Origin of the sequence: Haloarchaeobius litoreus (assembly GCF_024495425.1) — an archaeon.
Lineage (GTDB): Archaea > Halobacteriota > Halobacteria > Halobacteriales > Natrialbaceae > Haloarchaeobius > Haloarchaeobius litoreus.
In genome coordinates this window covers 129,205-152,532 of sequence record NZ_JANHJR010000002.1, presented here as the reverse complement: position 1 = coordinate 152,532, position 23,328 = coordinate 129,205, and the positions used below count along the sequence as shown (strand labels likewise).

The following is a 23,328-nucleotide window of genomic DNA, read 5'->3' as shown; positions in this document are numbered from 1 at the left end:
TCACTCCACCGCACACGTCCCCGCGTAACTCACGTCACCCAGCGACCGCACCGTCGGCTCGTCGCCGCAGACCGGACAGTCCGGATTCCTGGCGACCGGCACCTCGTCGGTCGTCATGTCGGCGGCGTCGTAGACGAGCATGCGGTCGTCCAGCGGGTCGCCGACGGGGACGAAGTGTTTGACGACCTCCGTCGCCATGATGCCGCCGACGACGCCCGGGAGCACACCGAGGACGCCGGTCGTCGCGCAGTCCGGGACCGTCCCGGGCTCGGGCGCTTCGGGGAAGACGCAGCGGTAGCAGGGGCCGTCCGGCAGATAGGTCGTCGCCTGCCCCTCGAAGCGGTAGATGGCCCCGTGGACGAACGGCGTCCCGTCGAGGACGCAGGCGTCGTTGATCACGTACCGGGTCGGGAAGTTGTCCGAGCCGTCGACGACGAGGTCGTGGTCCGCGACGAGGTCCCCGACGGTGTCGGCGTCGACCCGGAGCTCGTGCCGGTCGACCGTGATGTCCGGGTTCAGGTCCTCGACGAACTCGGCGGCGCTGTCGACCTTCGGGCGGCCCACGTCGCCGTCGCCGTGGACGACCTGTCGCTGGAGGTTCGAGCGTTCGACCGTGTCGTCGTCGACGATGCCGATGCGGCCGACGCCGGCGGCGGCGAGGTAGGCGAGGACGGGCGAGCCGAGCCCGCCGGCACCGACGCAGCAGACCGAGGCGTCGAGCAGGTTCGCCTGGCCGTCGGGACCGACCTCGTCCATGATGACGTGCCGGGAGTAGCGGTCCAGCTGGGTCGGCGAGAGCGAGAGGTCGGTCATGAGTTCGGATTCGGCCTCCGACGGCAAGACTCTCACGCTCGAACCCACGCGCAGATGGACGGTGGTAACCCACGCGCAGCTGAACGGTACCGCGTCGGCGCGCCCCGCCCATGGTTGGGAAAGAGTGTCACACCATAACGGATTTAACGTGGTGTGGTGTATCATGACACATGGCGTCCGCACCCGACTCCGGTGACGACGTGTTCGACGAATTCCTCTCGGACCGCGGTCACGAAACAGAGCGAGTAGGGTGGGACCGGAACTACAACAAGCTACAGTGTCCCGACTGTATGGCGTTGCACGACGAATCGGCCGACGACTGTACGGTGTGTGGCTGGGAGCCGACCCCGGCGTAACCGTCGGTCAGCGCCGGTTCTCTTGTCAGCGACGCACGCGCGACGGAACCGCCAGCGTGCGGTGTGTTGTCAGATACATGAGACGCGGCAACACGGGCGGTTTGGCGGTAACGTTATTAAACATAATTCCATCAGACAGTCTTGGAGATTCAAATGCCGGAATGTCAGAACTGCGGGTCCTTCGTCACCGAGGCCTACGCGCGAGTGTTCACACCACGAGAGATCGACGACCCGCGCGTCTGCCCCAACTGCAAGGACAAGATCCGCGACGGCAGCGACGTTCGAGAGGCGCGATCCCCCCGGAACAACTGAATTTTCTCGCGACAGTTCGTCTCCCTGCAGCACCGCCACACCGGGTCGCTGGCGCACGATTCCACCGGTCGGGCGAACCCACGGCTCTTATACGTATCGGCCTCCAGTATATGTGCAATGAGCGACGCCGACACGAAACTCACCCGCCTGTTCGGTGGGCCGGGGAGTGGGAAGACGACAGCCCTCCTCGACCGCGTCGAAGAACTACTCGAACGAGAGGACGTCAGCCACCGTGACATCCTCGTCGTCTCCTACACCCGCGCCGCCGCAGCCGAGGTCCGCGAACGCCTTGCCGAGCGACTCGACATCAACCCACGGTCCCTCCAGGGCAACGTCTGTACGATGCACGCGAAGGCGTACGAGCTGCTCAATCTCTCCCGCGGCGACGTCGTCGGCGAGTCCGACAAGGAGGAGTTCTGCGAGGAGTACGGCATCGAGTACGAGGACGAGTACGGCGGCGCGGGCCGCCGGACCGCCCGCTCGACGACCATCGGGAACAAGATCATCGCCACCTCGCAGTGGCTCCAGCGGACCGAGCGCGACGTCGCCGACTGGTACGACGTGCCCTTCCAGTGGAACGTCGAGGAGGTCCGCCTCCCGCCGGATATCGACCCGAACGCACAGGACGGCAACAAGTACACGCCGACGTGGCCCTCGGACGACGACCGCATCGACGTCCCCGAGGTCATCCGCGCCTGGCGGAACTACAAGGGCGAGCACGAACTCACCGGCTTCGCGGACATGCTCGAGCGCGTGAAGCAGCGCTCACTGCTGCCGAGTGTCGACCACCTCGTCATCGACGAGTTCCAGGACATCACCACCCTCCAGCACGAGGTGTACGAGGAGTGGAAGCCCCACATGGAGACCGTCCTCATCGCCGGTGACGACGACCAGGTCGTCTACGCCTGGCAGGGCGCGGACCCGGACCTGCTGCTCGAGGCCGACCCCGACGAGGACGTCGTCCTCCCGAACTCCTACCGCCTCCCCTCACGCATCCTGAATGTCGTCAACCGCGAGATCCGCCACATCGACAAGCGCCAGGACAAGGACCTGAAACCCCGCAAGGAGGGTGGCAGCGTCGAGGCCGTCGAGAACCCCTCGATGCTCGACCTCGTCCGGAACGTCCGGCGGACCGTCCAGAACGACGACGGCACCGTCATGGTGCTGTTCCGGGCGCGCTACCAGATGTTCCAGTTCATCGACGAGTTCATCAGCGAGGGCATCCCGTTCAAGTCCCTCACCGACCAGCGCATGTGGACCGACCGGCTCGACGACTACGTCACCGCCGTCGAGGCGCTCGACGAGGAGGAGGACATCAACGGGCTGCAGGCCCGCCGCCTCGCCGACATGCTCGCCGACTCCGCGTTCGGCACGAACGAGCGCGACGACCTGTTCGACGCCATCGACGCCGAGCAGGAGGACGCCGGTGTCGAGGACCTCACCGAGCTCGACGTGGACCCGAGTCTCGTCGCCGACTTCGTCCCGTTCATGCCCGGCCCGGCCTCCGCCTCCGACATGGTCCGGAAGGTCACGTCCTTCCAGCGCAAGTCGATGAAGGCGTACTTCGCGACACAGGAGTACCGCGGCATGGAGCGCGACACGGTCCGCGTCGGCACCATCCACTCCGCGAAGGGTCGCGAGGCCGACCACGTGTTCGTCGGCACCGACCTCACCGAGAAGGTCGTCGAGCAGATGGTCGCGACCGTCGACGAGGACGCGCTCGACGACGACATCGAGTTCACGAAGACCACCTCGCCGGTGCCGGTACTGACCGACAACGAGCGCCGCGTGTTCTACGTCGGGATGTCCCGGGCCCGCGAGCGGCTCGTGCTCCTCGAGAACCTCGTCAGCGGCGCGCCCACGCTCCCCATCGACGTCCTGCTGAACAACGAGCTCACCGGGGCCACCACGGACGAACTCGCCGAGCTGGCGACCGAGCCCGTCGGGGCCGCGGACTGACGCATGACGCTTCCCGTTCCGTTCGAGCCGATCCGCGAGGAGCTCCGCGACCGCGACGCCTGCGCGTTCGTCCACGTCGGCCGCGAGGACGACCCGACGCTCCGGTACCTCGGTCGTACCGGCCGCGTCGACGGCGAGCTCGCCGTCGTCGTCACTGCCGAGTCCGCGATGCTGCTCGCCGCCGACGCCCCGGCCGCCGCTCGCGAGACGTTCCCCGGCGACAGCGTGCTCCCCGCCGGCGCGGGGATTCCGACGGGCGAGCGCGTCGCGACCGTGCTCGACGACCTCGGGCTGGAGGGGACCGTCCTCGCCCCCAGAACCGTCCCGCACGACGCCGCGCTCTACCTCGAGAACTCGGGCCACGACGTCGCCTCGACTGCCGTCGTCGGCGACGCGCGGGTCGCCAAGACCGACGCCGAACGCCTCCGCCAGTCGACCGTCCAGTCCGCCGCCTGCGCCGGGATGCGCCGCGCCGCCGCGGTGCTCGATTCGGCCCACGTCCACGAGGGCCGCCTCGACTGGGAGGACGCCCCCCTGACCGCGCTCCGCCTCCGCCGCGAGGTCGACGCCGCCATCGCCGCCGAGGGGATGGTCCCTGGATTCACGGCCATCGGCGTCGGCGACGAGCCCGCGACACCGCGCTCCGAAACCGCCATCGAGCCCGGGCAGACGGTCGTCGTCGACCTCGCGCCGCAGGGCCCCGACGGCTACCACGGCCGACTCGTCCGCACGTTCGTCGTCGACGGCGACGGCGGCTGGACCCGCCGCGCCCAGCTCGCCGCCGAGGGCGCACTCGACGCCGCCATCCCCGAACTCTCCCCCGGCGGTGCCGACGCCGTCCAGACCGAGCTCGACGCCGAAGTGACCGCCTACGGCTTCGAGCCCGCGCCCGACTCCGGTGGCTACGGCGTCGGCCTCGAACGGCACGAACGTCCCGCACTCGACGCCGGCGAGCTGCCCGTCGGCGCGGTGCTCGCGCTCGACGTGCGTGTCTCGGACCCCGCAGAAGGCACCGTCCGCCTCGCCGACCTCGTCGCCGTCACCGAGGACGGTGGGGAGCTGCTCGGCGCGTTCCCCCGCTCGCTCGTCCCCTGACTACTGTTCGTCCTCTCCCTCGTCCGGTTCCTTCACCGCCGCCTCGACGACCGTCTCGCCGACGATGCTCCCCGCGTCGAACGGGTTGTCGACGTACTTCTCCATCAGTATCATCAGCACCCCGATGCCGATGAGCGCCCCGCCCCAGGTGGTGTTGCCCTGGACGAAGAAGAGGTCGACGCCCGCCGCCATCGCCGGCAGCGCGAACGCGAGCGTCACCAGCAGCGAGAACTGCCCGAAGATGCTCTGGCCCATGTTGGAGGTCCGTACGTCATCAGCGGAGAAAAAAGGTGCTACTCGGGATTCTGCGAGGCAACCGGTCGGTACTCGACCAGCCAGAAACCTGCTCACTCTCCCCAGGGTTTACGTATTTTGTAAACTTCGCGGCCCTGCTACCGGCCGCGAGCCGACCGGGGCTTCCGGGCTGCTGTCGGCTCCAACGAATCCCGCTCCAACGAGCCCCACGACTGACAGGACAGTCCGGGCGTCAGTAGCTCGGAAGAACCGCCCGAGAACACTCGCACTCGGGCGAACGTCATCAAAGTAATAGAATAGTCACCGGAACACCGCGTACAGCCGGTCGTACGGCCCGTAGTAGACGAACAGCTCGGCGAGCAGGAACAGGCCACCGACGATGCCGGCGACGGCGGCGAGCTGCTGGCCCTGTGGCAGGTCCCAGAGCAGCCCGGTGTCGACGCGGGTGAAGACCGCACCCGCGACGATGAGGAAGACGAGGAGTGTGCCGGCGAACAGCCAGAGGCGGTCGGGGTCGGGCGACGTCTCGTCCGCCGGCGTCTCGATGGTCGCGACGTGGTAGCCGAGCAGGAGCGTGACGGCGAAGGCCGCAGCGACGTAGGCGATGTTCGTGAACGGGTCGGGCGGGCCGAGCGTCGCCCCGCCGACCACGGCGGGTGCGATGCCGATCGGGAGTGCCCATCCCAGTCGTCGAAGTCGGGTACCCATCAGGTGGGGCTGGGCGACGGTGATACAAAAGGCTGGCTAGCCGTCGGCGGGCGATTACGTCTCCAGCAGGTCGGGTAGCAGCGTCACGTCGTCGAGGATGGCCTCCGCGCCGTAGGCGACGAACTTCTCCTTGCCGGAGACGCCGGAGAGCCCACCGCTGAGGACGCCGACGGCGTGGTACTCGCGGCTGCCGTCCTCGGCTGCGGCGTTGCGTGCGGTCTGGATGTCGTCGATGGTGTCACCGACGAAGACGAGCGAGTCCGACTCGAAGCGCTCGGCGAGCGTCACGAGCGCGTGCGGGTCCGGCTTGCCGGCCTCCCAGTCGTCCATCGTGAACCGGTGCTCGTCGGGGACGTCGAGGCCCACACGTTCCAGCGCGATGTCGGCCTCGGCGGCGGGCCGGCCGGTGACGATGCCGACGTTCCAGTTGGCGGTGAGTTCCTCGACCGTCTCCGGCGTGGCGATGATGGGCTCGTCCTCGATGTAGCCCGCGTGGTCCATGTCGGGGGTGCCACCCTCCAGTTCGCGGTAGCGCTCGCTGCCGAGGTAGAGCTGCTGGAACACGTCCCGCAGCCGCTCGGTGTCCCACGCCTCGTGGACGGCGTCGAGCGCCTTCGCGCCGATCTCGCTGCCGACGACGAGCTCGGCGGCGTCCAACCCGCCACCGTGTTCGCGTATCTCGCCGGTGAACTCCTCGAGGGTGAGTTCGAGGCCCTCGCGCTTCGCGAGGACGAACAGCGCGGCCGCGTACGTCAGCTCCCAGTCGTTGTTGAACCCCTCGGCGTCCTTGAACGCCTGCACGTCCGCACGGTCGATGGTCTCGCCGTAGACGTGCTCGACGGCGTCCACGATGGCACGCCGGTAGGAGTCGGAGACATCGACGAGCACGCCGTCGACGTCGAGGACGACCGTGTCCACCTGCATGCATCGCCCTCTGTTCCCCCGGGTAATGGGCCTATCGGACGTTCGTCGCTGGCGGTCATCACCGTCGTCGCGGTCGGTGAGGGCACCGGCCGCGGCGCGTGACCGACTGCGGCAGCGTCACCGGGTGCGACCGCTCCCGGGCCCGCCGCGTCGACCGCCGCCCGGCGCGTCGGTGTCGACGACGAACAGCGTGTCGCCCGGAATCGGCTCCGGCGTCGCCGGAACCGCCGCGGGGTCGCCGCCGAGCGTGGTGAGAAAGCAGGCGGCCCCGGCCTCGCGGGCGACCGCGGCGACAGCGCGCTGGAGCTCGGGCGGGCAGTTCAGCGCGTAGACGGCGTCGGCGTCCTCGTACACCGACGGGTCGGGGTCGGTCACGTCGTCGCAGACGAAGCTGACACCGTCCGGAACGGGCCGGTCGTGGACGTCCGTCGCGGTGACGGCGACGCCCCGTTCGGCGAGCCCGGCGGCCACGTCGGTCCGGTTGCCGATACCGACCTCGACGACCCGCTCGAAGCGGGCGAGTCTGTCGACGAGCGCGGGGGTCGAGTCGGGGACCACGGCGGGATATTTATAGCCCGGGCAGTCTTACGGTTTTCCATGCTCGTCGACATCGTCCCCGTCGGGGACGTCTCCGCCGCCGTCAAGCGTGCGGCTTCGGAGGGACTCAGGTCGGTGTACGACTGCGACGTGACGATCCACGAGCCGCAGCCGCTCCCGAGCGACGCGTACGACCACAACCGAGGGCAGTACTCCGCCGAGGAGTTCATCCAGCTCGCCGAGCAGGTCGGGACGGGCGAGAAGAACATCGGCATCACGCCGAAGGACCTCTTCTATCGCCGTCGGAACTACGTGTTCGGACTCGCCTACCTCGACGGGAGCGGGAGCGTCGTCTCGACGTACCGGCTCCAGACCTCCAGCGACGGCGGCTTCTCGAACCGCAGCTCCGAGGACATCTTCCAGGACCGCATCCGCAAGGAGATCGTCCACGAGATCGGCCACACGATGGGGCTGGAGCACTGCGACAACAAGCGCTGTGTGATGAACTTCTCCCCCACGGTCCGCGAGGTCGACGTGAAGGAGGAGAACCTCTGCGGGACCTGCCAGCGCAAGGTCCTGTAGATGGTCGAGGACCCGCTCAGGGAGGGAGCGTAGATGGCTGCCGACCTGCCGCCGGGCTGGGTCCGCGAGTACGAGGGGCGCAACGGCGCGGAGTACTTCCACGAGCCACGCGAACTCGCGCTGAGCATCCTCCCGCGCTACGACTCGCCGCGCGGACGCGCCAGCGAGATGACCGCGAGTGGCTACCTCGTCCGCGTCCACCGCCTGTTCGGCGACGACTACTGGACGCCGCTGACGCTCGGACGCACGGAGACGCTCGCCGAGGCGAAGGACCTCGCGCTGGCGTACATGCAGCGGCTCCACCGCGAGGGCGGCACCCGCACCGAGGAGCTCGCTGCCATCGCGGGCGTCGCGCCGTACACGGACGAGCTGCTCGTCCGACTCGTCCGCACCCGGAGCGAGTTCGCCCTCCGTGCCGTCGCCCACCGCGTGGACGACGACGTGACCGTCGCCTACGAGCGTGACGACGCCGACGCGCTGTCCGCCGGTGCGGCACGAACCCGGTGCCGACGGCTCGCCCGCGCGCTCGATGCGGACGGCACGGAGCCGACGACCGCGGTCGTCGCGACCGACGACGAGACGCTCGTCTACGTCGCGCCCGGCGGCGACCCGGCGGTCGGGACGCTCTTCGCCTTCGACCCCGACGCACGGCTGGTGCTCCCGGACCTGCTGGACGACCTCGAGACGCTGCTCGCCCGCCGTGAGGGTGTCGCGAACGCTCAGCGCGACGGCAGCGGCAGCGAGCGCGACGACGCCCGGTAGCGCTCGACGCCAGCGAGCAGCAGCGAGAAGAGCGCACCGAGCAGCCAGTACAGCTGTTCGGCGACGGCGTAGGGGAGGACGTACTTCGAGACCGCGATGCCGAACGCGAGGTACTCAGAGACGACGTTCGCGTCGGTCATCGCACTGGAGAACTCGCCCTGCGTGGCCGATGGTCCGGGGGCGCTCCCGTCGCTCGCGCTCGCCGGCGTGGTGACGCGGTCGACCTCGTAGACGAGGTTGCCGACCTCCACCGCCCAGACGACCTCGCCGTCCGGGGTGACCTCGACGACGCGGTCGTTGTACGAGTCCGCGACGAGCGTGTCGCCGTCGGGGAGCCGGTCGCCGTCGCGCGGCCAGTCGAACGTCGCGCTGCCGCCGACCTGCCAGACCACGTCGCCGTCCGGCCCGAACTCGACGATGCGGTCGTGCTCGCTGTCGGCGACGATGAGCGAGCCGTCCGCGAGCCGGTCGGGGTTGTGCTGCTCGTACAGCTCGCCCTCGTCGTCGGCGTGGAAGTCGTTCGGCCCGACGACCGGCTCGATGTCGACGGAGTCGTTCCCGACGTGGAGCTCGGCGACGGTGTCGAAGTTCCGCAGGCTGATCTGGAACACGCCGGGCTCGATGCGGTCCACGTCGTTGACGTGCGTCCAGTCGCCCTCGGGCCCCATCCCGTCGGGGCGCTCGTAGTCGTCGGTCGCGTACCACTCCCAGAGGACGTTGCCGTCGTGGTCGACGGCGAACACGCGGTCGTTGCCCATGTCGGCCATGGCGTAGCGCGCCTCGCCGTCGACGACGTAGCGGTCGGCGTCGTGGAGCTCGTGCTCGTGCTTCTCCACGTCGTACCAGGCGTACTCCCAGACGACGTCGTTCGTGCCCGTGTCGACGTGCTGGAGCGCGTTCCGCACGCAGCCGTCGTAGCCGTCGCTGGCGTACGGTTCGGGGCACTCCGAGTCGGGAACCGTCGTCGCGGTCGACACCTGCACGGTCGACTCGTTCACGAGTTCGAGGTCGAACACGTCGTCGGGTTCGGTGTACTCCCACGCCACCTCGCCGTCGGGCGTGAGTTCGAGGGCCTTCCCGCCGTCCTGGTAGCCCTGGACGGCGACCAGCGTGTTGTTCTCGGGCGGCTCCTCGTCGACGGTCAGCACGGGCTGGGTCGGTGTCGTGACGTAGCCCACGACCGCGACGGCGAGAAAGACGAGCGCCAGCAGCGCGAAGAGACGGGCGCGCCCGCCGGGCGTCCGGAGCTCGGCGGCCGCGGAACGAGGACGTTGCACGCCCGTTCGTTGGGGTGGAGGGACACGTTAGCGCTTCGATTCCGTGTTAGAAAAATCGAGGAGTTGCAACTGGTCTGCCGGGGAGCGCAGACAGTTCCAAAGCTCGGCGGTTGACGAGAACTGCTGGTGGCGACAACAGCCAGAAAGCCCCAGCCGTCTCGACTCCCGCGACTCCCTGCGCCCCGGAAATCGGAGATTTCCGGTGTACTCACGAGACGCGAGCGTCTCGTGACCGCTCCTCGTTCCTGCGCTCCTCGTCCCTCGCACGAGTGGGGCGAGCGGCCTCGCAGGGCTCGGCACGCTCGCCAGCCGCGCGCCATACCTGATGGTCAGTGGGAATCGAAAACGCCGAAAACGGGGAACTGACGAACCGACTCAGTTCAGGTCGTAGAGCGCGCCGTACTTCTCGGTGACGTAGTCGAGGAAGTAGTCGGCGGTGAAGCCCTCGCCGGTGGCTACCTGCACCAGGTCGTCCGTGGTGTACAGACAGCCGTGCTGGTGGACGTTTTCGGTGAGCCACGCGTGGAGGTCGTCGAACTCGCCGTCGCGGGTGCGCTCGTCGAGGGTCCCGAGATCGTCCTCGGCGGCCTCGTAGAGCTGCGCGGCGAGCACGGAGCCGAGCGAGTACGTCGGGAAGTAGCCGAAGCTGCCGTGGCTCCAGTGGATGTCCTGCAGGCAGCCCTCGGCGTCGGTGTCGGGCCGGATGCCGAGGTACTGCTCGTACTTGTCGTTCCAGACCTCGGGGACGTCCTCGACGTCGAGCTCACCCGAGATGAGCTCGCGCTCGATCTCGAAGCGCACGACGATGTGCATGTGGTAGGTCAGCTCGTCGGCCTCGACGCGGACGAGGTTGTCCTCCTTGACGGTGTTCGCGGCCTCGTACACGTCACGCGGGGTGGCGTCGTCGACCTGCGGGAAGCGCTTCTGCATCGCGGGGAGGAAGCGCTCCCAGAACGGCTCGGAGCGGCCGACGTGGTTCTCCCAGAGGCGGCTCTGGCTCTCGTGGACGGTGAGGTCGCGGGACTCGCCCAGCGGCGTGCCGTAGTGCTCGTCGGGCAGGCCGAGCGTGTACGTCGCGTGGCCGAACTCGTGGATGGTCGAGGTGAGCGCGCCCAGCGGGTCCGACTCGTCGAACCGGGTCGTCACCCGGGCGTCGAACTGGTTGCCCGTGGAGAACGGGTGCGGCGCGACGTCGAGGCGGCCGCGGTCCCAGTCGTAGCCGAGCGTGTCGAGCACGTCGCGGGCCAGCTCCTCCTGCGTGTCGGCGTCGAACTCGCCCTCGAACGGGGTCGCGAGGTCCACGTCGGACTCGCGGACGGCCTCGACGAGCGGGACGAGCTCGTCGCGCAGTTCGCGCAGCGTCTCCTCCGCGGTGTCGAGGCCGAGGTACGGCTCGTAGTCCTCGAACAGCACCGCGTACGGGTCGCGGTCGGGGTCGATGTGTTCGGCGTACTGGCGCTTCAGTTCGACCAGTTCCTCCAGCTTCGGCGCGAAGATGGAGAAGTCGTCCTCCGCCTTCGCCTCCTTCCAGAGCGGGTGGGCCTCCGCGGCCGTCTGGGAGATCTGCTCGACGAGGTCCGTGGGGACACGAGCTGCGCGCTCGTACTTCCGGCGCACCTCGCGCACCACGGCCTCCTGCCCGGCGTCGAGCTCCGCATCCTCCAGTTCGTCGAGGTAGCCCGCCATCTCCTCGCCGGTGAGCAGTTCGTGGCTCACGGCCGAGAGCGCGGAGAGCTGGCGCGACCGGGCGGGTGTGCCCTCCTCGGGCATCATGACCTCCTGGTCCCAGTTCAGCAGCGACTGGGCGCTCCCGACGTTCGAGATCCGTTCGACCAGTGCGATGAACTCACCGTAGGTGTCGGAGTGCTGGGCGGCTTCCGTTGCCATGGGAGGATGTTCCGATTCGGAACCTATGAACGCTCCCATTCGCGAGAACCGTCGCGCCGATGGAGCGTCACGACGGCGAGCGACTGGATCCGAGCCCGAGAGTTTACAATAGTTGTAAACTCTCCGCCGGCGATGACTCCCGACCAACCGGGTGGCGCGCGCCGACGAGCGTGCCGAGCGCAGCGAGGTCTCCGCGAGCCTGCGAGCGGCGGGCAGCGAGACGACGGAGGAGTCTCGCCAGGCCGCTCGTCGTGCACGCGCGAGGGATGAGCGAGGGAGCCTGCGACCGAGCGAATCGGCTGGGGAGGCGTGAGGTGCGGTGCGGGGTGGGACTGAAAGGGGCCGCGTTCTCGCCAACCGAGACGACGCAAGGACCGCAGGTACGAGGACCGCAGCGAGTCGCAGGCGGCGAGAACGCGGGGGCTTTCTGGGTGTTCGAGTCACCAGTTCCCCGTGTCGATGAGGGGGCTTTCTGGGTGTTCGCGGGTCCCGAGAACGCACATTCAGCAGCGTCCGAGGCAGCAACCCGACTCGCAGAACGACCTCGCACGCCAGTTCCAGACGTGTCCGGCGGCGGTGCGTACATATGCCAGCCCCACGATACGTACCACGATGCTCGTTCCACTCTCCGTCGAGGACTGCATGGTCAGGGACGTCCTGACGACGACACCCGGGACGACGGTCCGGGCGGCCGCCCGCGAGCTGTCGGCCGCGGACGTGGGCTCGCTCGTGGTCCGCGAGAGCGGCGAACCGGTCGGCATCGTCACCGAGACGGACCTGGCCCACGTGCTCGCCGACGCCCTGGACCCGGACGAGGTGACGGTGGGCACGGTGATGGCCCCGGACCTCATCACCATCGGCGCGGACGCGACGCTCGAACGTGCGGCGGAGCTGTTCGAGCGACACGACGTAGAGCGGTTCCCGGTCGTGGACGACGGCGAGCTGGTCGGTATCGTCGCGGTGAGCGACCTCGCGGACTACCTGCCGCACCTGACCGACCGACGGCGGCGGGTGGAGGCGGCGTTCGAGGCCGACCCGCACCCGCATCTCCCGTCCGAGAGCCCCGAGATGGCGTACGACCACCCGGACTGGGAGTTCGTGGGCGAGGGCACCGGGGACGGGCTGGGCGTCGGCGACGTGGTCCGGTTCCGGAAGCGGCTGACTGACGGGGACGTGCGGGCGTTCGCGGAGGCCAGCGGCGACACGAACCGGCTGCACCTCGACGACGAGTTCGCCGCGAGGACGCGCTTCGGCGAGCGCATCGTCCACGGCGTGCTCACGACCGGGGTGGTCTCGGCGGCGCTGGCGCGACTGCCCGGGCTGGTCATCTACCTCTCGCAGGACCTGCGGTTCATGGGCCCTGTCGGCGTCGGCGACGTGGCGACGGCGGTCTGTCGGGTGACGGAGGACCTCCAGGGCGCGAAGTTTCGGCTGGACGTGGCGGTGTACGACGCGGACGGCGAGGCCGCAGTGGAGGGCGAGTCGGTCGTGCTCGTCGACGAGCTTCCGACGGGGACCGAGTCGGCGGCGGTGCCCGTCGAGGAGGCCGCTGCGGACGACGACTGAGCCGACGGCCCGACCGCGTCGCTCCTACCCCGTCCACGACCCCGCGAGGCGTCGGTAGCTCTCGTAGCACCGTTCGAGCACGTCGATGGAGACGCTCTCCTCGGCGGTGTGCGCCTCGCCGGGTTCGGCGGGGCCGCAGACGACGCAGGCAGCCCCCGCCTCCGCGAGCCAGCCGGCGTCGGTGGCGTGTGGTTTCGTGACGAGTTCGCCGACGCCGTCCTGCACGTCCCGAACGGAGTCGAGCACCGCATCGGCGAAGGCGTCGTCCGAACAGCGCATCGGCGGGAGGTCCTGGTCGACGGTCCAGGCGACGCCATCGATGCGCTCGACCCGTGCGAGGTCGGCGCGCTCGCCGGGAACGGTGCGCTCGTCGACGGTCACCTCGCAGGACTCGGGGACGACGTTCCACGCCGACCCACCCTCGATGCCGGTGACGACGACGCTGCCCGACAGCTCCTCGCCGGCGACCGTGACCGTCGGCCAGTCGAGGTCGCGGATCGTGCCGACGGCGTCGCAGGCCCGGTACACCGCGTTCTCGCCGGCGTCGGGCTCGCTGGCGTGAGCGGCCTGGCCCTGCGCCGTCACGGTACTCCCCCGGCGGCCCTTGTGCGCGACGGCCACGTCGAGGACGCCGGGCGCGGAGTAGCCCGTCGAACCCTCGGCGACGAGTGCCCAGTCCGGGGCGAAGCCGTCGTCGATGGCGTGGCGCGCGCCGACGCCGCCGACCTCCTCGCCGACGAAGGATGCGAACACGAGTTCGAGTTCGTCACCGAGGGCAGCGTCCCGGAAGGCGAGCAGCATCGCCGCGTCGGCCCCCTTCATGTCGGCGGTCCCGCGGCCGTAGAGACGGCCGTCGCGCTCCCGGACGACGTAGCCACCGTCGGTGTCGACCTGGGTGTCGTCCGGCGGCACCACGTCGTGGTGGCCCACGAACGCGAGCGTGGGCGCGTCGGGGTCGGCGGTCGCGCCGCGGCGTGCGATGACGTTCCCGCCGCGGTCGTCGTCGCCGGCGTCGTCCCGTGTCACCTCGGCGTCGGTCTCCGCGCGGAGCCACCCCTCGATGTGGTCCCCCGCCGCGGCCTCGCCGTCGTGGCTCGGGATGGCGACGAGGTCGCGGGTGAGTGCGGTGAGTTCGTCCATGACCGACCCTGCGGTCGCCCGGCACAAGAGGGTTCGGCAGGCAGCAGACAGCCGAATGCACCGGCTCAGACGCGCTCGTACACCGGCACCTGCTCGTCGATGGGGTCGGTCGAGAGCTGTGCGACGGCGTCGGCGACGTGCCGGGCGCTGGCGGCCTGTTCCTCGCTCGCGCTCGCGACCGACTGCGCCTCCGAGGCGACCGAGTCGGCGGCCCCGGCGAGCGCCTCGACCGTCTCCGAGAGCTCGACGACGCTCCGGGCCTGCTGGTCGGCGGCGGCGGCGACCTCGTCCATCCCGGCCGCGGCGTCGTCGACCACGTCCTCCATCTCGTCCAGCGTCTCGACGGCGGCAGCGACCTCGCTCCGACCCTCGTGGACGCGCTCGTTCGCGTCGGCGACCGCTTCACGGGTCGTCTCGGCCTCCGCCCGGACGGCCGTGGCGGCGTCGTCGAGCTCGCGGAGGTCGTCGCGGGTGCCCTCGACGAACGTCTCCAGCTCGCTGGCGATGGTCGCCGTCGGCCCGCCGTCGCTCGCCCGCGTCGCCTCGACCTTCGCGTTCGTCGCCAGCACCGCGGTCCGGTCCACCACGTCCTCGACGCGGTCGACCACGCTCTCGATGTCCGCGGCGCGGGCCTCGACCCGCTCGGCGGTGTCGAGCAGCGCCTCGGTGGTGTCCTCGACGCTCTCCAGCGCGTCGAGCGCTCGCTCCCCGGCGTCGACGCCCTCGCCGGCCTCCGCGGCGGCGCGCTCGCTCGTCTCGCGCACGTCGCCGGCGACCGAGGCGACCTCCTCGGCGGCCGCGCTGACCTCCGCGACGTCGGCCGCGGCGTCCGTCGCGTCCGCGGCCTGTCCCTCCGCGTGGTCGCGGATGGTGGCCGCGCTCTCGGCGACCGACGCCGAGGAGCGCTGCAGCTGGACGACCGGCGGCTGGACCGCCTCCTCGACCTCCATCGCGAGCTCGCGCTGCGCGTCGATGGCGCGCTCCAGGCGCTGGCTGTAGGAGTCGACGTACGTGTCGCTGGCGACCTGCAGGTCGAGGTTGAGGATGCGGAGGACGGCGAGCACGTCCTGCATCCCGTCGTGGATGGCGTCCCGAACGGTGGCCTCCAGCGTCTCGTCCAGCCCGTCGGGCTCGTCGTCGCCCCCGAGCCCCCGGAGCGCGCCGACGACGCGCTCGATGCCGCCGTCGGTCGCCTCGCGCGCGTCCACCCAGTCCTCGATGGCGTCGACCACCTGCGTCTGGACGCGCTCGTCGACCCGCGAGAGGATGAGGTCGTAGTAGAGGCCGTACTGCCCGACGTACTGCTTCAGCGGCATGTCGAGCAGCTCGTGCAGCTTCCCGATGCGTGCCCGGTTCGTGAAGTAGTCCTCGCCGTAGTCGCCGGTCGCGAGCGAGACGAGGTACGCCTTCTGTGTTCGCTTGAGCTGTTCGACGCCCTTCGGCGACCGCTCGATGACCGCACGGGTCTGCTCGTGGCCGGTCAGGTTGTCGTAGAACGCGTCGGCGATGGCGTCCTGGTTCGCCCGGAGCAGCGGTTCGAGGTCGTCGAGCCGGCGCTCGTCCGCGGCGTCGAAGCCGACGAACTGCTTTCGCCAGGCGATCTCCTCGTCGTCCAGCCCGATCTCGCCGGTGAGCGACGCTGCCTCCACGAACCGGTTCAGTCCACCCAGCCCGAACTCCTTCGAGGGGTCCATACCGGGCCGAAGACGTTCGGGGGAAGAATCTGGTGGGGGTGGTTCCCAGCACGCTGGAATCGGTAGGGCGACTGCGATGGGTGTGTCACGCCGTCCCGTCGGAACCGGTCCCTTATCAACCGCGACGGCCCTACTGCACGTATGAACGTCGTACCGGACACGAGCGTGGTCATCGACGGCCGCGTGTCCGCCAAGGTCGACGACGGCGAGTACGAGGGGGCCACCATACAGGTCCCCGAAGCCGTCGTCGCGGAGCTGGAATCGCAGGCGAACGAGGGGTTCGAGACGGGCTGGGACGGGCTGGCGGAGCTCCAGCGCCTCGCCGACCTCGCCGACGAGGGCCGCATCGAGCTGGAGTACGTCGGCACGCGCCCCGACGCGGTCGAGCGCGGGCACGCCGCCGAGGGCGAGATCGACGCGCTGATCCGCGACCTCGCCGCCGAGCTGGGGGCCACGTTCCTCACGAGCGACGTGGTCCAGGCCGAGGTCGCGAAGGCGAAGGGCCTCGACGTGGAGTTCGTCTCCGCGGAGGTGCGCGGGAAGACCGAGATCGACCGCCTCCAGGTGCAGAACTACTTCGACGACGAGACGATGAGCGTCCACCTGAAGGCGGGGGCGGTCCCGATGGCCAAACGCGGCGCGCTCGGCGACATGCACTACCTGAAAGTCGCCGACGAGCCGCTCTCCGACGAGACGATGGACGAGTACGCAACCGAGGTCATCAACGCCGCCAAGGAGTCCTCCGACGGCTTCCTCGAGCTCTCCCGGAACGGCATGGACATCGTCCAGTTCCGGGACTACCGCATCGCGGTCGCCCGCCCGCCCTTCGCGGACGGCATCGAGATCACCGCGGTCCGGCCCATCGCCCAGACGGACATGGAGGACTACGAGCACGCAGACGAGCTGAAAGAGCGCCTGCTCGAACGCCAGCGCGGCGTCCTCATCTCCGGTGCGCCCGGTGCCGGCAAGTCCACGTTCGCGCAGGCCGTCGCCCGGTTCATCGCCGAGCACGACTACTCGGTGAAGACGATGGAGAAACCGCGCGACCTCCAGGTCGGCCCCGAGATCACGCAGTACACCGAGCTCGACGGCGAGATGGCCAACACCGCCGACGCGCTGTTGATGGTCCGGCCCGACTACACCATCTACGACGAGGTCAGGAAGACCAACGACTTCGAGGTGTTCGCGGACATGCGCCTCGCCGGCGTCGGCATGATCGGCGTCGTCCACGCCACCCGCGCCATCGACGCGCTCCAGCGCCTCGTCGGCCGGGTCGAGCTCGGCATGATACCGCAGGTCGTCGACACCGTCGTCTACATCGAGGCCGGCCAGATCGCCAAGGTGTACGACGTCAAGACAGAGGTAAAGGTACCCTCCGGCCTCACCGCCGAGGACCTCGCCCGCCCGGTCATCCAGATCACCGACTTCGAGACGGGCAAGCCGGAGTACGAGATCTACACGTTCAACCGGCAGGTCGTCACCGTCCCGCTCACCGACGACGATGGTGGCAGCGACTCGGGCGTCGACCGCATCGCCAAACAGGAGATCGAGCGCGAGATCCGCTCCATCGCTCGCGGCCACGTCTCCGTCGAGCTGAAGGGCGGGAACACCGCCGTGGTCTACGTCGAGGACGACGACATCTCCGCCGTCATCGGCAAGGGCGGCGGCCGCATCACCGACGTCGAGGACCGCCTCGGCATCGACATCGACGTGCGCACCCACGACGAGAACCCGAACTACCGGACCGGCGGCTCGGGTGGTTCGAGTGGTTCGGGTGGGTCCGGTGGGTCGGGTGCCGAGGAGAAGGGCCAGCTCGTCACACCCGAGATCACCTCCCGACACGTCATCGTGCCCGTCGACGGGCACACCGGCGAGACGGTGGAAGTGCGTGCCGGCGGCGAGTACCTGTTCACCGCGACCGTCGGCCGTGGCGGCGAGGTGCAGGTGTCCCGGGGCTCGGCTATCGCGGAGGAGCTGGAGCAGGCCATCGACCGGAAGCGGACGATCACCGTCCACACGGCCTGAGATCGGCTGTTTTCGTTGCGGTTGGTGTGTTCGTGGTTTGAGTGAGAGCTGGTGACTCGAACAGCCAGAAAATCTCGATAGTCGTGGGTCTCGCTGAAACCGCAAACAGCCAGAAAGCCCCGAGCGTCTCGACTCGGGGGCCTCGCTGCGTCCCCGGAAATCTCCGATTTCCGGTGGGCTCACGAGACGCTCGCGTCTCGTGACCGGTCCTCGTACCTGCGGTCCTTGCGTCGGCCGCCGTCGTCGAGACGCTCGCCCCTTTCAGTCCCGCCCAACAGTACCGCACCTCACGCCTCCCCAGCCGATTCTCTCGGTCGCAGCACTCCACGGCTCGCTCCGCTCGCCGTTCCGTCTGGAGACGCTCCCTGGCGGTCGCGTCTCCCACTCCCTCGCTCATCCCTCGCGCGGATGGCTCGCAGTCTCGCTACGCTCGACACGCTCGCCAGCCGCGCGCCACGTGGAGAATCTAGTCCGCGATTCCACTGGAAGCTCACCCCTCGACGGCGTCCAGCAGTTCGAGCACGCGCTCCGAGAGCGTCGCCGAATCCGGAGCCACCAGCTTGCACATCGGCTCCTTCCCCTGGGCACCGTGGTCGAGGACGGCGACGGGGGTCTCGTCGGCCGCGCCGAACGTCGTCCGGCCGGCCCAGTCCATCGTGCTCGCGTCGGCGGGTTCCTCGCTTCGGTCGTAGGTGGCGGTGGGCCAGCCGAGCGCGTCGACGGCAGACTCGACCGACTCGTCGAACCGGCAGTTGCAGGCGAACCGGATGGTCGGGTCGTACTCGCGGGCCGACAGCAGGAACCGGGCGACGTGGCTGGACGCGCCGAAGCGCACGCCGCCGGTGGGGCGGACGCCGTCGTGGACGCGGGCGATGCGGCCGTCGACGGCGACCGTCTCCGCGACCGATTCGGCGGCGGGGAGCGCGCCGACGACGTTCGTGCCGACCTCGGGAACGAGTGCGCTGGCGTCGGCGGCGACGAGGTCGTCGACGACACCTTCGACACCGGCGATGGTCTCCCGGGCGGCGGCCTCGTTCCGGATTCCGACGTGGTGGTTCACCGCGCCGTTGGCTCCGACATCGGCGTGGTATCGGATGGCTCGCGCGACGAAGTCGACCGCCGCCTCGACGGCGTCGGTGAGGTCGTCGCCGGTGGCGAGGTTGGCGGCGATGGCCGCCGAGAGCGTGCAGCCGGAGCCGTGTGTCGCGGCGTCGGCGACGCGGGGGTGCTCGAAGACGGTCGAGCCGTCGGCGGTGACGAGCACGTCGACGACGCCCTCGGTGTCGATGTGGCCGCCCTTGACGAGCGCGGCGTCGGCCCCCATCGCGACGAGTTCGGCACCGGCGTCGCGGGCGCTGTCGACGTCGGTCGGCTCGACGCCGGTGAGCACGGCGGCCTCGTCGGCGTTGGGTGTGACGAGCGTCGCGTCCGCGAGGAGGGCTTCGTAGGCCGATTCGGCGTCGCGGTCGAGCAGGCGGTCGCCCGACGTGGCGACCATCACGGGGTCGACGACGACCGGGGCGTCCCGGTCGGCGAGTCGCTCGTGGACGGTCTCGACGACCGGCGCGGTGGCGAGCATCCCGGTCTTGACCGCCCGCACGTCGAAGTCGTCGAACACGGCGTCGACCTGCGCGGCGACCTCCGCGGGCGGGAGGACGTGCGTGGACTCGACGCCGCGGGTGTGCTGTGCCGTGACGCTCGTCACCGCGCTGGTGCCCCACGCGCCGTGGGAACCCATCGTCGCGAGGTCGGCCTGGATGCCGGCACCGCCGCCGGAGTCGCTGCCGGCGACGGTCAGCGCGACGGGCAGCGTGTCGGGTGCCGGTCGTCGCTCGCGTGTCGTGTCGTGGTCCATACCGGGAGGTATTAGCTGGTAGTACAAATCGGTGATGGGTGGCGGCGCGACCCGCCGCTGTCGCTCATCACCTGCACGAGAACCGCACGAGGACGGTCTCAGCGCGAGCCCTCGGCGGTGCCGGCGCGGTAGCCAGCCCGGAACTCGCGGACGACGCTGCCGATGATGCTCCCGAAGACGATGGCCATGAGCAGGCTCGCGAAGCCGACCGACCACGGGTCGTTGACGCCGCCGCGGGCGTAGCCCGCCATGACGGCCGCAAGCGCACCCAGCCCCGCGAGTCCGGCGAAGCCGAGGCGGACCTCCGAGCCGGTCTGCATCGCGACGACGTGCTGGGGGATGGCGACGCCGACGAAGGCGTAGATGGCGACGCCGAGCGGCGTCCGGGCGAACACCGTCGGCTGGCCCGTCGCGAGCGTCGTGCCGCCGGTCAGGAGGACGGCGACCGCGAGGCTCGCGACGACGATGCGACGCTCGTTCATGCGCGGCGGTTCGACACGTTCTGTTATAGGTTTTTCCCGGGTCGTGGCGACCATATCCGAGTGGTACCACCGGGTAGAAACACTCTTGTCCGTGCGGTAGCGACTTCGAGCACATGGAACTCGGGGCGCGGATTCGTTCGATGGGACCGACGTGGTTGGCCGGGGCGATCGCCGCCGGGCCGGCCACGATGGCGAGCCTGCTCGGGGCGGGCGCGGGCTACGGCTACGAGCTGCTGTGGGTGGTCGTGCTCTCGGCGGTGCTCGGCGCGACCGCGCAGTACCTCGCCGCGCGACTGGGCGTGCTGACCGGCGACGGCCTCGTCTCGACGGTCGAGGCGAATCTCGGGAGCTGGTGGGCGTGGCTGCTCGTCGTCGACGTGGTCGCCGCGGCGGGACTGGCACAGCTGGTCATCATGAAGACCGTCGCCGACGTGACCGAGCTGGCGACCGGCATCGACGCGACGGTCTGGGGCGTCGTCTGGGCGGTCGTCCTCGCGGTCGGCCTCGTCGGTGGGGGCTACCGCGTCGCCGAGTTCGGCGCGAAGCTCGTCGTCTCGCTGGTCGTGCTCGCCTTCCTCGGCTCCCTGGCCGTCGTGCCGGTCGACCTCGGCGCGGCGGCGGCTGGCACGGTCCCCTCGCTGCCGACCGCCGACGCCGCCCTCGTCGCCGCGGGCATCCTCGGCGGCGCGGTCCACGTCACGCTCGTCACGATGCAGAGCTACACGATGCGCGAGCGGGGCTGGACCCGCGAGGACTGGGGGCTCGCCCGCTTCGACGTGGTCGCCTCGATGGGCGTCGCCTTCGGCGGCTACTCGCTGGCCATCTTCCTCGTCGCAGCCAGCGTCTTCCACGAGGGGCCGGTCCCGCTCGCAGAGCTGACGACGACCCGGGCCGCGACCGCGCTCGGCCCGGCCGTCGGCGGGCTCGCCGAATCGATGTTCCTCGCCGGCCTGCTCGGGGCGGCCGTGTCGACCCTCGGCGGGAACACCACGGTTCCACCCTACGCCCTCGCCGACAGGCTGGGCTGGGACCGCGACGACGACCGCTACCGGGCCGCACTCGCCGTCACCGCGCTGGCGGCCGCGCTCGGTCCGGTACTGGGCGGGAACGTCCTCGAGCTGCTCGTGCTCGTGCTCGCGTTCGGCCTCGTCGGCACGCCGTTCGCCATCGCGCTCGTGCTCTACCTGCTGCACGACCCCGGCACCGTCCCGGAGCGACCGCCGGTCCTGGCGAGCCTCGGCGGTCTCGTCCTCCTCGCGGTGACGAGCGTCACCGCCGGCTCGTGGCTGCGCTCGGAGCTCTCGCCGTACGCGAGCGACCCGGTCGGGCTGCTCGGCGACCCCGGGACGCTGCTCGCCGCCGTCTTCGCGTCGTTGCTGGCCGTGGCGACGCTCGCGCTCGGGGGCCGGTTCGTCCACGAGCGCGCGACCGACCGGACGCCGGCGAGCGACGCGTGATGCCGCCCGACCCCTTCGCCGCCACGGACGCCCTCCCCGTCGACGCCGGGCGGCACCTCGTCGTCGGGCCGTCCAACGTCGGCAAGACCCGGACGACCGCCGCGACGCTCGCGCGGTGGGTCGAATCCCGCGGCACCGACGGCGTCGTCGTCCTCGACTTCGCGCCGGAGGTCGAGCGCGACGGTGACCTGCTCGGCGGTCGCATCGACCGCTTCTACCGCCCACCCGACGGCTGCTGGTACGGGGTCCTCGACGCGCACGCACCGCGGAGCGACGGCAGGGACGACGAGGACGCCCTCGAACTCGCCCGGTCGAACGCCGAGCGCGCTCGCCGGCTGCTCGACGCCGCGCCGTCGCCGCGGGCCGTCTTCGTCAACGACGCGACCATCCCGGCGCAGGCCGACGGCGACCCGACGCCGCTGCTGGCGGCCTGCTCGGGGGCGGAACTCGCCGTCTGCAACGCCTTCGAGAGCGACGAGCTCGGGACCGACGACGAGGTGTCGAAGAACGAACGCGCGGCACTCGACGCGCTGGCGGCGTGGGCCGACCGGCGTCACCGGCTCGGGCGCTGACTACTCGCCCCGGGCGCTGACTACTCGCCGGCAGCCTCGCAGAGCGAGACGGCGAGCGAGACGGCGTCGGCCGCGTCCGCACCGAGCACGTACAGGATGGGTTCGACGCCGTAGTCGCCGTCGTGGTAGGCGACCCTCGGGACGCCGTCCTCGGCGAACCGCTCGCGGAGTCGACTCCGGCGGTCCTCGTAGCCCGCGTCGAACGCCAGCGGCTCGTAACCGGCATCGCGGGCCGCGTCGAGCAGCGCGTCGGAGGTCTTCAGGTTCACCGCGCCGCGCACCTCGGGGTCGACGGCGGTCGCCGCGAGCACCAGCCCGGCGACGTGCTGGGACGCCCCGAACTCCGGGTTGCCGGGCACGTTCAGCTGGCCCTGGATGGCGTGCAGCCGGCCCGGGATGGCCGCCACGTCGCCCACCTCGTCCGCGTCGGGCAGCGCCATCGCGACGTTCGACCCGACGTTCGGCACGTGGGCGACGATCGCTGGCGCGCCGCCGAGCCGGCGCACCGCCTCGCGCACGTTGTCCAGGACGGCGCGCTCGTCGAGCACGTCGCTGTCCGGCCCGCGGACGCAGAGGTCACAGCCCATCCCGCGGAGCGCCGGCATCACGTCCTCGTGGACCGCACAGATGGGGCCGCGGTCCTCGAACTCCTCGACGAGAGCGAGCAGCTCCGACAGCGCCTCGTAGTGGTCCATCCCGCCCTCGGCGAGTCCCTCGCCGACCCGCTCGACGGTCGCGACCATGCGGGCGTCCTCGCTGAAGCGCTCCTCGACGGCCACCTCGCCGCTCCGGTACTTGCTGACCGCGGCCTGCGTGACGCCCAGGTGGCCGGCGATCTCCCGCTGTGTCAGCCCACGGTCCGCGAGGTCGTCGACGAGCATCGCACGCGCCGTCGGCAGGAACCGCTCGACGACGATCTCGCTCGGCAGCACCACTGGCATGGACGGCGGTTCGCCCCCCGCCGTGTTAAGTGGTGCCCGTGTCGCTGGCGACGACCTCGTCGGATCGTTCACCACCGGCGCGCGACTGGCGAGCAGTACGCCGGCCTGCAGTTGCTCCCGGCAGAAGTT

The 23,328-nt window shown here is 70.3% G+C and carries 22 protein-coding genes; 10 read left to right on the top strand and 12 right to left on the bottom strand.

The window, feature by feature from the left end; all coding sequences use genetic code 11:
* A complete protein-coding gene (ubaA, locus tag NOW55_RS07590) occupies positions 1-813 on the bottom strand; it encodes an SAMP-activating enzyme E1 (protein ID WP_256399504.1) in 813 nt (270 codons plus the stop codon).
* A 170-nt stretch (positions 814-983) separates the two neighbouring features.
* Here ubaA and NOW55_RS07585 point away from each other — a divergent pair, with 170 nt between their 5' ends.
* From NOW55_RS07585 to NOW55_RS07570, 4 genes are all read left to right on the top strand, one after another.
* Entirely contained in the window at positions 984-1,169 is a 186-nt protein-coding gene (locus NOW55_RS07585; protein ID WP_256399503.1) for an HVO_0416 family zinc finger protein, read from the top strand.
* Between the two features lie 153 nt (positions 1,170-1,322).
* Entirely contained in the window at positions 1,323-1,481 is a 159-nt protein-coding gene (locus tag NOW55_RS07580; RefSeq protein WP_256399502.1) for a DUF7563 family protein, read from the top strand.
* Positions 1,482-1,598: 117 nt separating this feature from the next.
* Positions 1,599-3,440, top strand: coding sequence for a UvrD-helicase domain-containing protein (locus NOW55_RS07575; RefSeq protein ID WP_256399501.1), 1,842 nt, complete (start codon positions 1,599-1,601; stop codon positions 3,438-3,440).
* 3 nt (positions 3,441-3,443) lie between these two features.
* Complete coding sequence (locus NOW55_RS07570; RefSeq protein WP_256399500.1) at positions 3,444-4,535, top strand: M24 family metallopeptidase; 1,092 nt, start codon at positions 3,444-3,446, stop codon at positions 4,533-4,535.
* Here the strand turns inward: NOW55_RS07570 and NOW55_RS07565 are convergent, their stop codons facing one another.
* The 4 genes from NOW55_RS07565 to NOW55_RS07550 form a co-directional block, all read right to left on the bottom strand.
* Positions 4,536-4,790 (bottom strand): DUF7533 family protein, encoded by a 255-nt coding sequence (locus tag NOW55_RS07565; protein WP_256399499.1) that lies wholly within the window; start codon positions 4,788-4,790, stop codon positions 4,536-4,538.
* A 300-nt stretch (positions 4,791-5,090) separates the two neighbouring features.
* Positions 5,091-5,498 (bottom strand): hypothetical protein, encoded by a 408-nt coding sequence (locus NOW55_RS07560; RefSeq protein ID WP_256399498.1) that lies wholly within the window; start codon positions 5,496-5,498, stop codon positions 5,091-5,093.
* A gap of 54 nt (positions 5,499-5,552) precedes the next feature.
* A complete protein-coding gene (locus tag NOW55_RS07555) occupies positions 5,553-6,422 on the bottom strand; it encodes a TIGR01548 family HAD-type hydrolase (RefSeq protein WP_256399497.1) in 870 nt (289 codons plus the stop codon).
* 117 nt (positions 6,423-6,539) lie between these two features.
* Positions 6,540-6,980: a UPF0146 family protein gene (locus tag NOW55_RS07550; protein ID WP_256399496.1), complete on the bottom strand. Its 441-nt coding sequence runs from the start codon at positions 6,978-6,980 to the stop codon at positions 6,540-6,542.
* A gap of 39 nt (positions 6,981-7,019) precedes the next feature.
* On the opposite strand from NOW55_RS07550, the gene NOW55_RS07545 reads away from it, so the two are divergent.
* Together NOW55_RS07545 and NOW55_RS07540 are read left to right on the top strand one after the other, a co-directional pair.
* Positions 7,020-7,541 carry an archaemetzincin family Zn-dependent metalloprotease gene (locus tag NOW55_RS07545; protein ID WP_256399495.1) on the top strand — a complete coding sequence of 174 codons (522 nt, stop codon included), beginning with the start codon at positions 7,020-7,022 and terminating at the stop codon, positions 7,539-7,541.
* Between the two features lie 33 nt (positions 7,542-7,574).
* The gene (locus tag NOW55_RS07540; protein WP_256399494.1) at positions 7,575-8,303 is read left to right on the top strand and encodes a hypothetical protein; all 729 of its coding nucleotides are present in this window, start codon (positions 7,575-7,577) and stop codon (positions 8,301-8,303) included.
* Here NOW55_RS07540 and NOW55_RS07535 read toward each other — a convergent pair.
* Together NOW55_RS07535 and NOW55_RS07530 are read right to left on the bottom strand one after the other, a co-directional pair.
* Complete coding sequence (locus NOW55_RS07535) at positions 8,261-9,580, bottom strand: NHL repeat-containing protein (protein ID WP_256399493.1); 1,320 nt, start codon at positions 9,578-9,580, stop codon at positions 8,261-8,263. The two genes, NOW55_RS07540 and NOW55_RS07535, sit on opposite strands and share 43 nt — an antisense overlap.
* 375 nt (positions 9,581-9,955) lie before the next feature.
* The gene (locus NOW55_RS07530; RefSeq protein ID WP_256399492.1) at positions 9,956-11,467 is read right to left on the bottom strand and encodes a carboxypeptidase M32; all 1,512 of its coding nucleotides are present in this window, start codon (positions 11,465-11,467) and stop codon (positions 9,956-9,958) included.
* A gap of 612 nt (positions 11,468-12,079) precedes the next feature.
* On the opposite strand from NOW55_RS07530, the gene NOW55_RS07525 reads away from it, so the two are divergent.
* On the top strand, positions 12,080-13,033 hold the full coding sequence (locus NOW55_RS07525) for a CBS domain-containing protein (protein WP_256399491.1): 954 nt from the start codon (positions 12,080-12,082) through the stop codon (positions 13,031-13,033).
* 24 nt (positions 13,034-13,057) lie between these two features.
* On the opposite strand, the gene NOW55_RS07520 is transcribed toward NOW55_RS07525, so the two are convergent.
* A complete protein-coding gene (locus tag NOW55_RS07520) occupies positions 13,058-14,173 on the bottom strand; it encodes a M20 family metallopeptidase (protein WP_256399490.1) in 1,116 nt (371 codons plus the stop codon).
* A gap of 65 nt (positions 14,174-14,238) precedes the next feature.
* The gene (locus NOW55_RS07515) at positions 14,239-15,867 is read right to left on the bottom strand and encodes a globin-coupled sensor protein (RefSeq protein WP_256399489.1); all 1,629 of its coding nucleotides are present in this window, start codon (positions 15,865-15,867) and stop codon (positions 14,239-14,241) included.
* Between the two features lie 141 nt (positions 15,868-16,008).
* Between NOW55_RS07515 and NOW55_RS07510 the strand changes: the two genes are divergently transcribed.
* The gene (locus tag NOW55_RS07510) at positions 16,009-17,892 is read left to right on the top strand and encodes a PINc/VapC family ATPase (RefSeq protein WP_256399488.1); all 1,884 of its coding nucleotides are present in this window, start codon (positions 16,009-16,011) and stop codon (positions 17,890-17,892) included.
* A 490-nt stretch (positions 17,893-18,382) separates the two neighbouring features.
* Here NOW55_RS07510 and thiD read toward each other — a convergent pair whose 3' ends face one another.
* Both thiD and NOW55_RS07500 read right to left on the bottom strand, forming a co-directional pair.
* Positions 18,383-19,747 carry a bifunctional hydroxymethylpyrimidine kinase/phosphomethylpyrimidine kinase gene (gene thiD / locus NOW55_RS07505; RefSeq protein WP_256399487.1) on the bottom strand — a complete coding sequence of 455 codons (1,365 nt, stop codon included), beginning with the start codon at positions 19,745-19,747 and terminating at the stop codon, positions 18,383-18,385.
* A gap of 98 nt (positions 19,748-19,845) precedes the next feature.
* Positions 19,846-20,229, bottom strand: coding sequence for a hypothetical protein (locus NOW55_RS07500; protein ID WP_256399486.1), 384 nt, complete (start codon positions 20,227-20,229; stop codon positions 19,846-19,848).
* A gap of 113 nt (positions 20,230-20,342) precedes the next feature.
* On the opposite strand from NOW55_RS07500, the gene NOW55_RS07495 reads away from it, so the two are divergent.
* Together NOW55_RS07495 and NOW55_RS07490 are read left to right on the top strand one after the other, a co-directional pair.
* On the top strand, positions 20,343-21,686 hold the full coding sequence (locus tag NOW55_RS07495) for an NRAMP family divalent metal transporter (RefSeq protein WP_256399485.1): 1,344 nt from the start codon (positions 20,343-20,345) through the stop codon (positions 21,684-21,686).
* A complete protein-coding gene (locus NOW55_RS07490) occupies positions 21,686-22,258 on the top strand; it encodes a hypothetical protein (RefSeq protein WP_256399484.1) in 573 nt (190 codons plus the stop codon). The genes NOW55_RS07495 and NOW55_RS07490 overlap by 1 nt, the downstream gene beginning before the upstream one ends.
* A gap of 20 nt (positions 22,259-22,278) precedes the next feature.
* Here NOW55_RS07490 and NOW55_RS07485 read toward each other — a convergent pair whose 3' ends face one another.
* Positions 22,279-23,199: a thiamine-phosphate synthase family protein gene (locus tag NOW55_RS07485; protein ID WP_256399483.1), complete on the bottom strand. Its 921-nt coding sequence runs from the start codon at positions 23,197-23,199 to the stop codon at positions 22,279-22,281.
* Between the last annotated feature and the right edge of the window lie 129 nt (positions 23,200-23,328).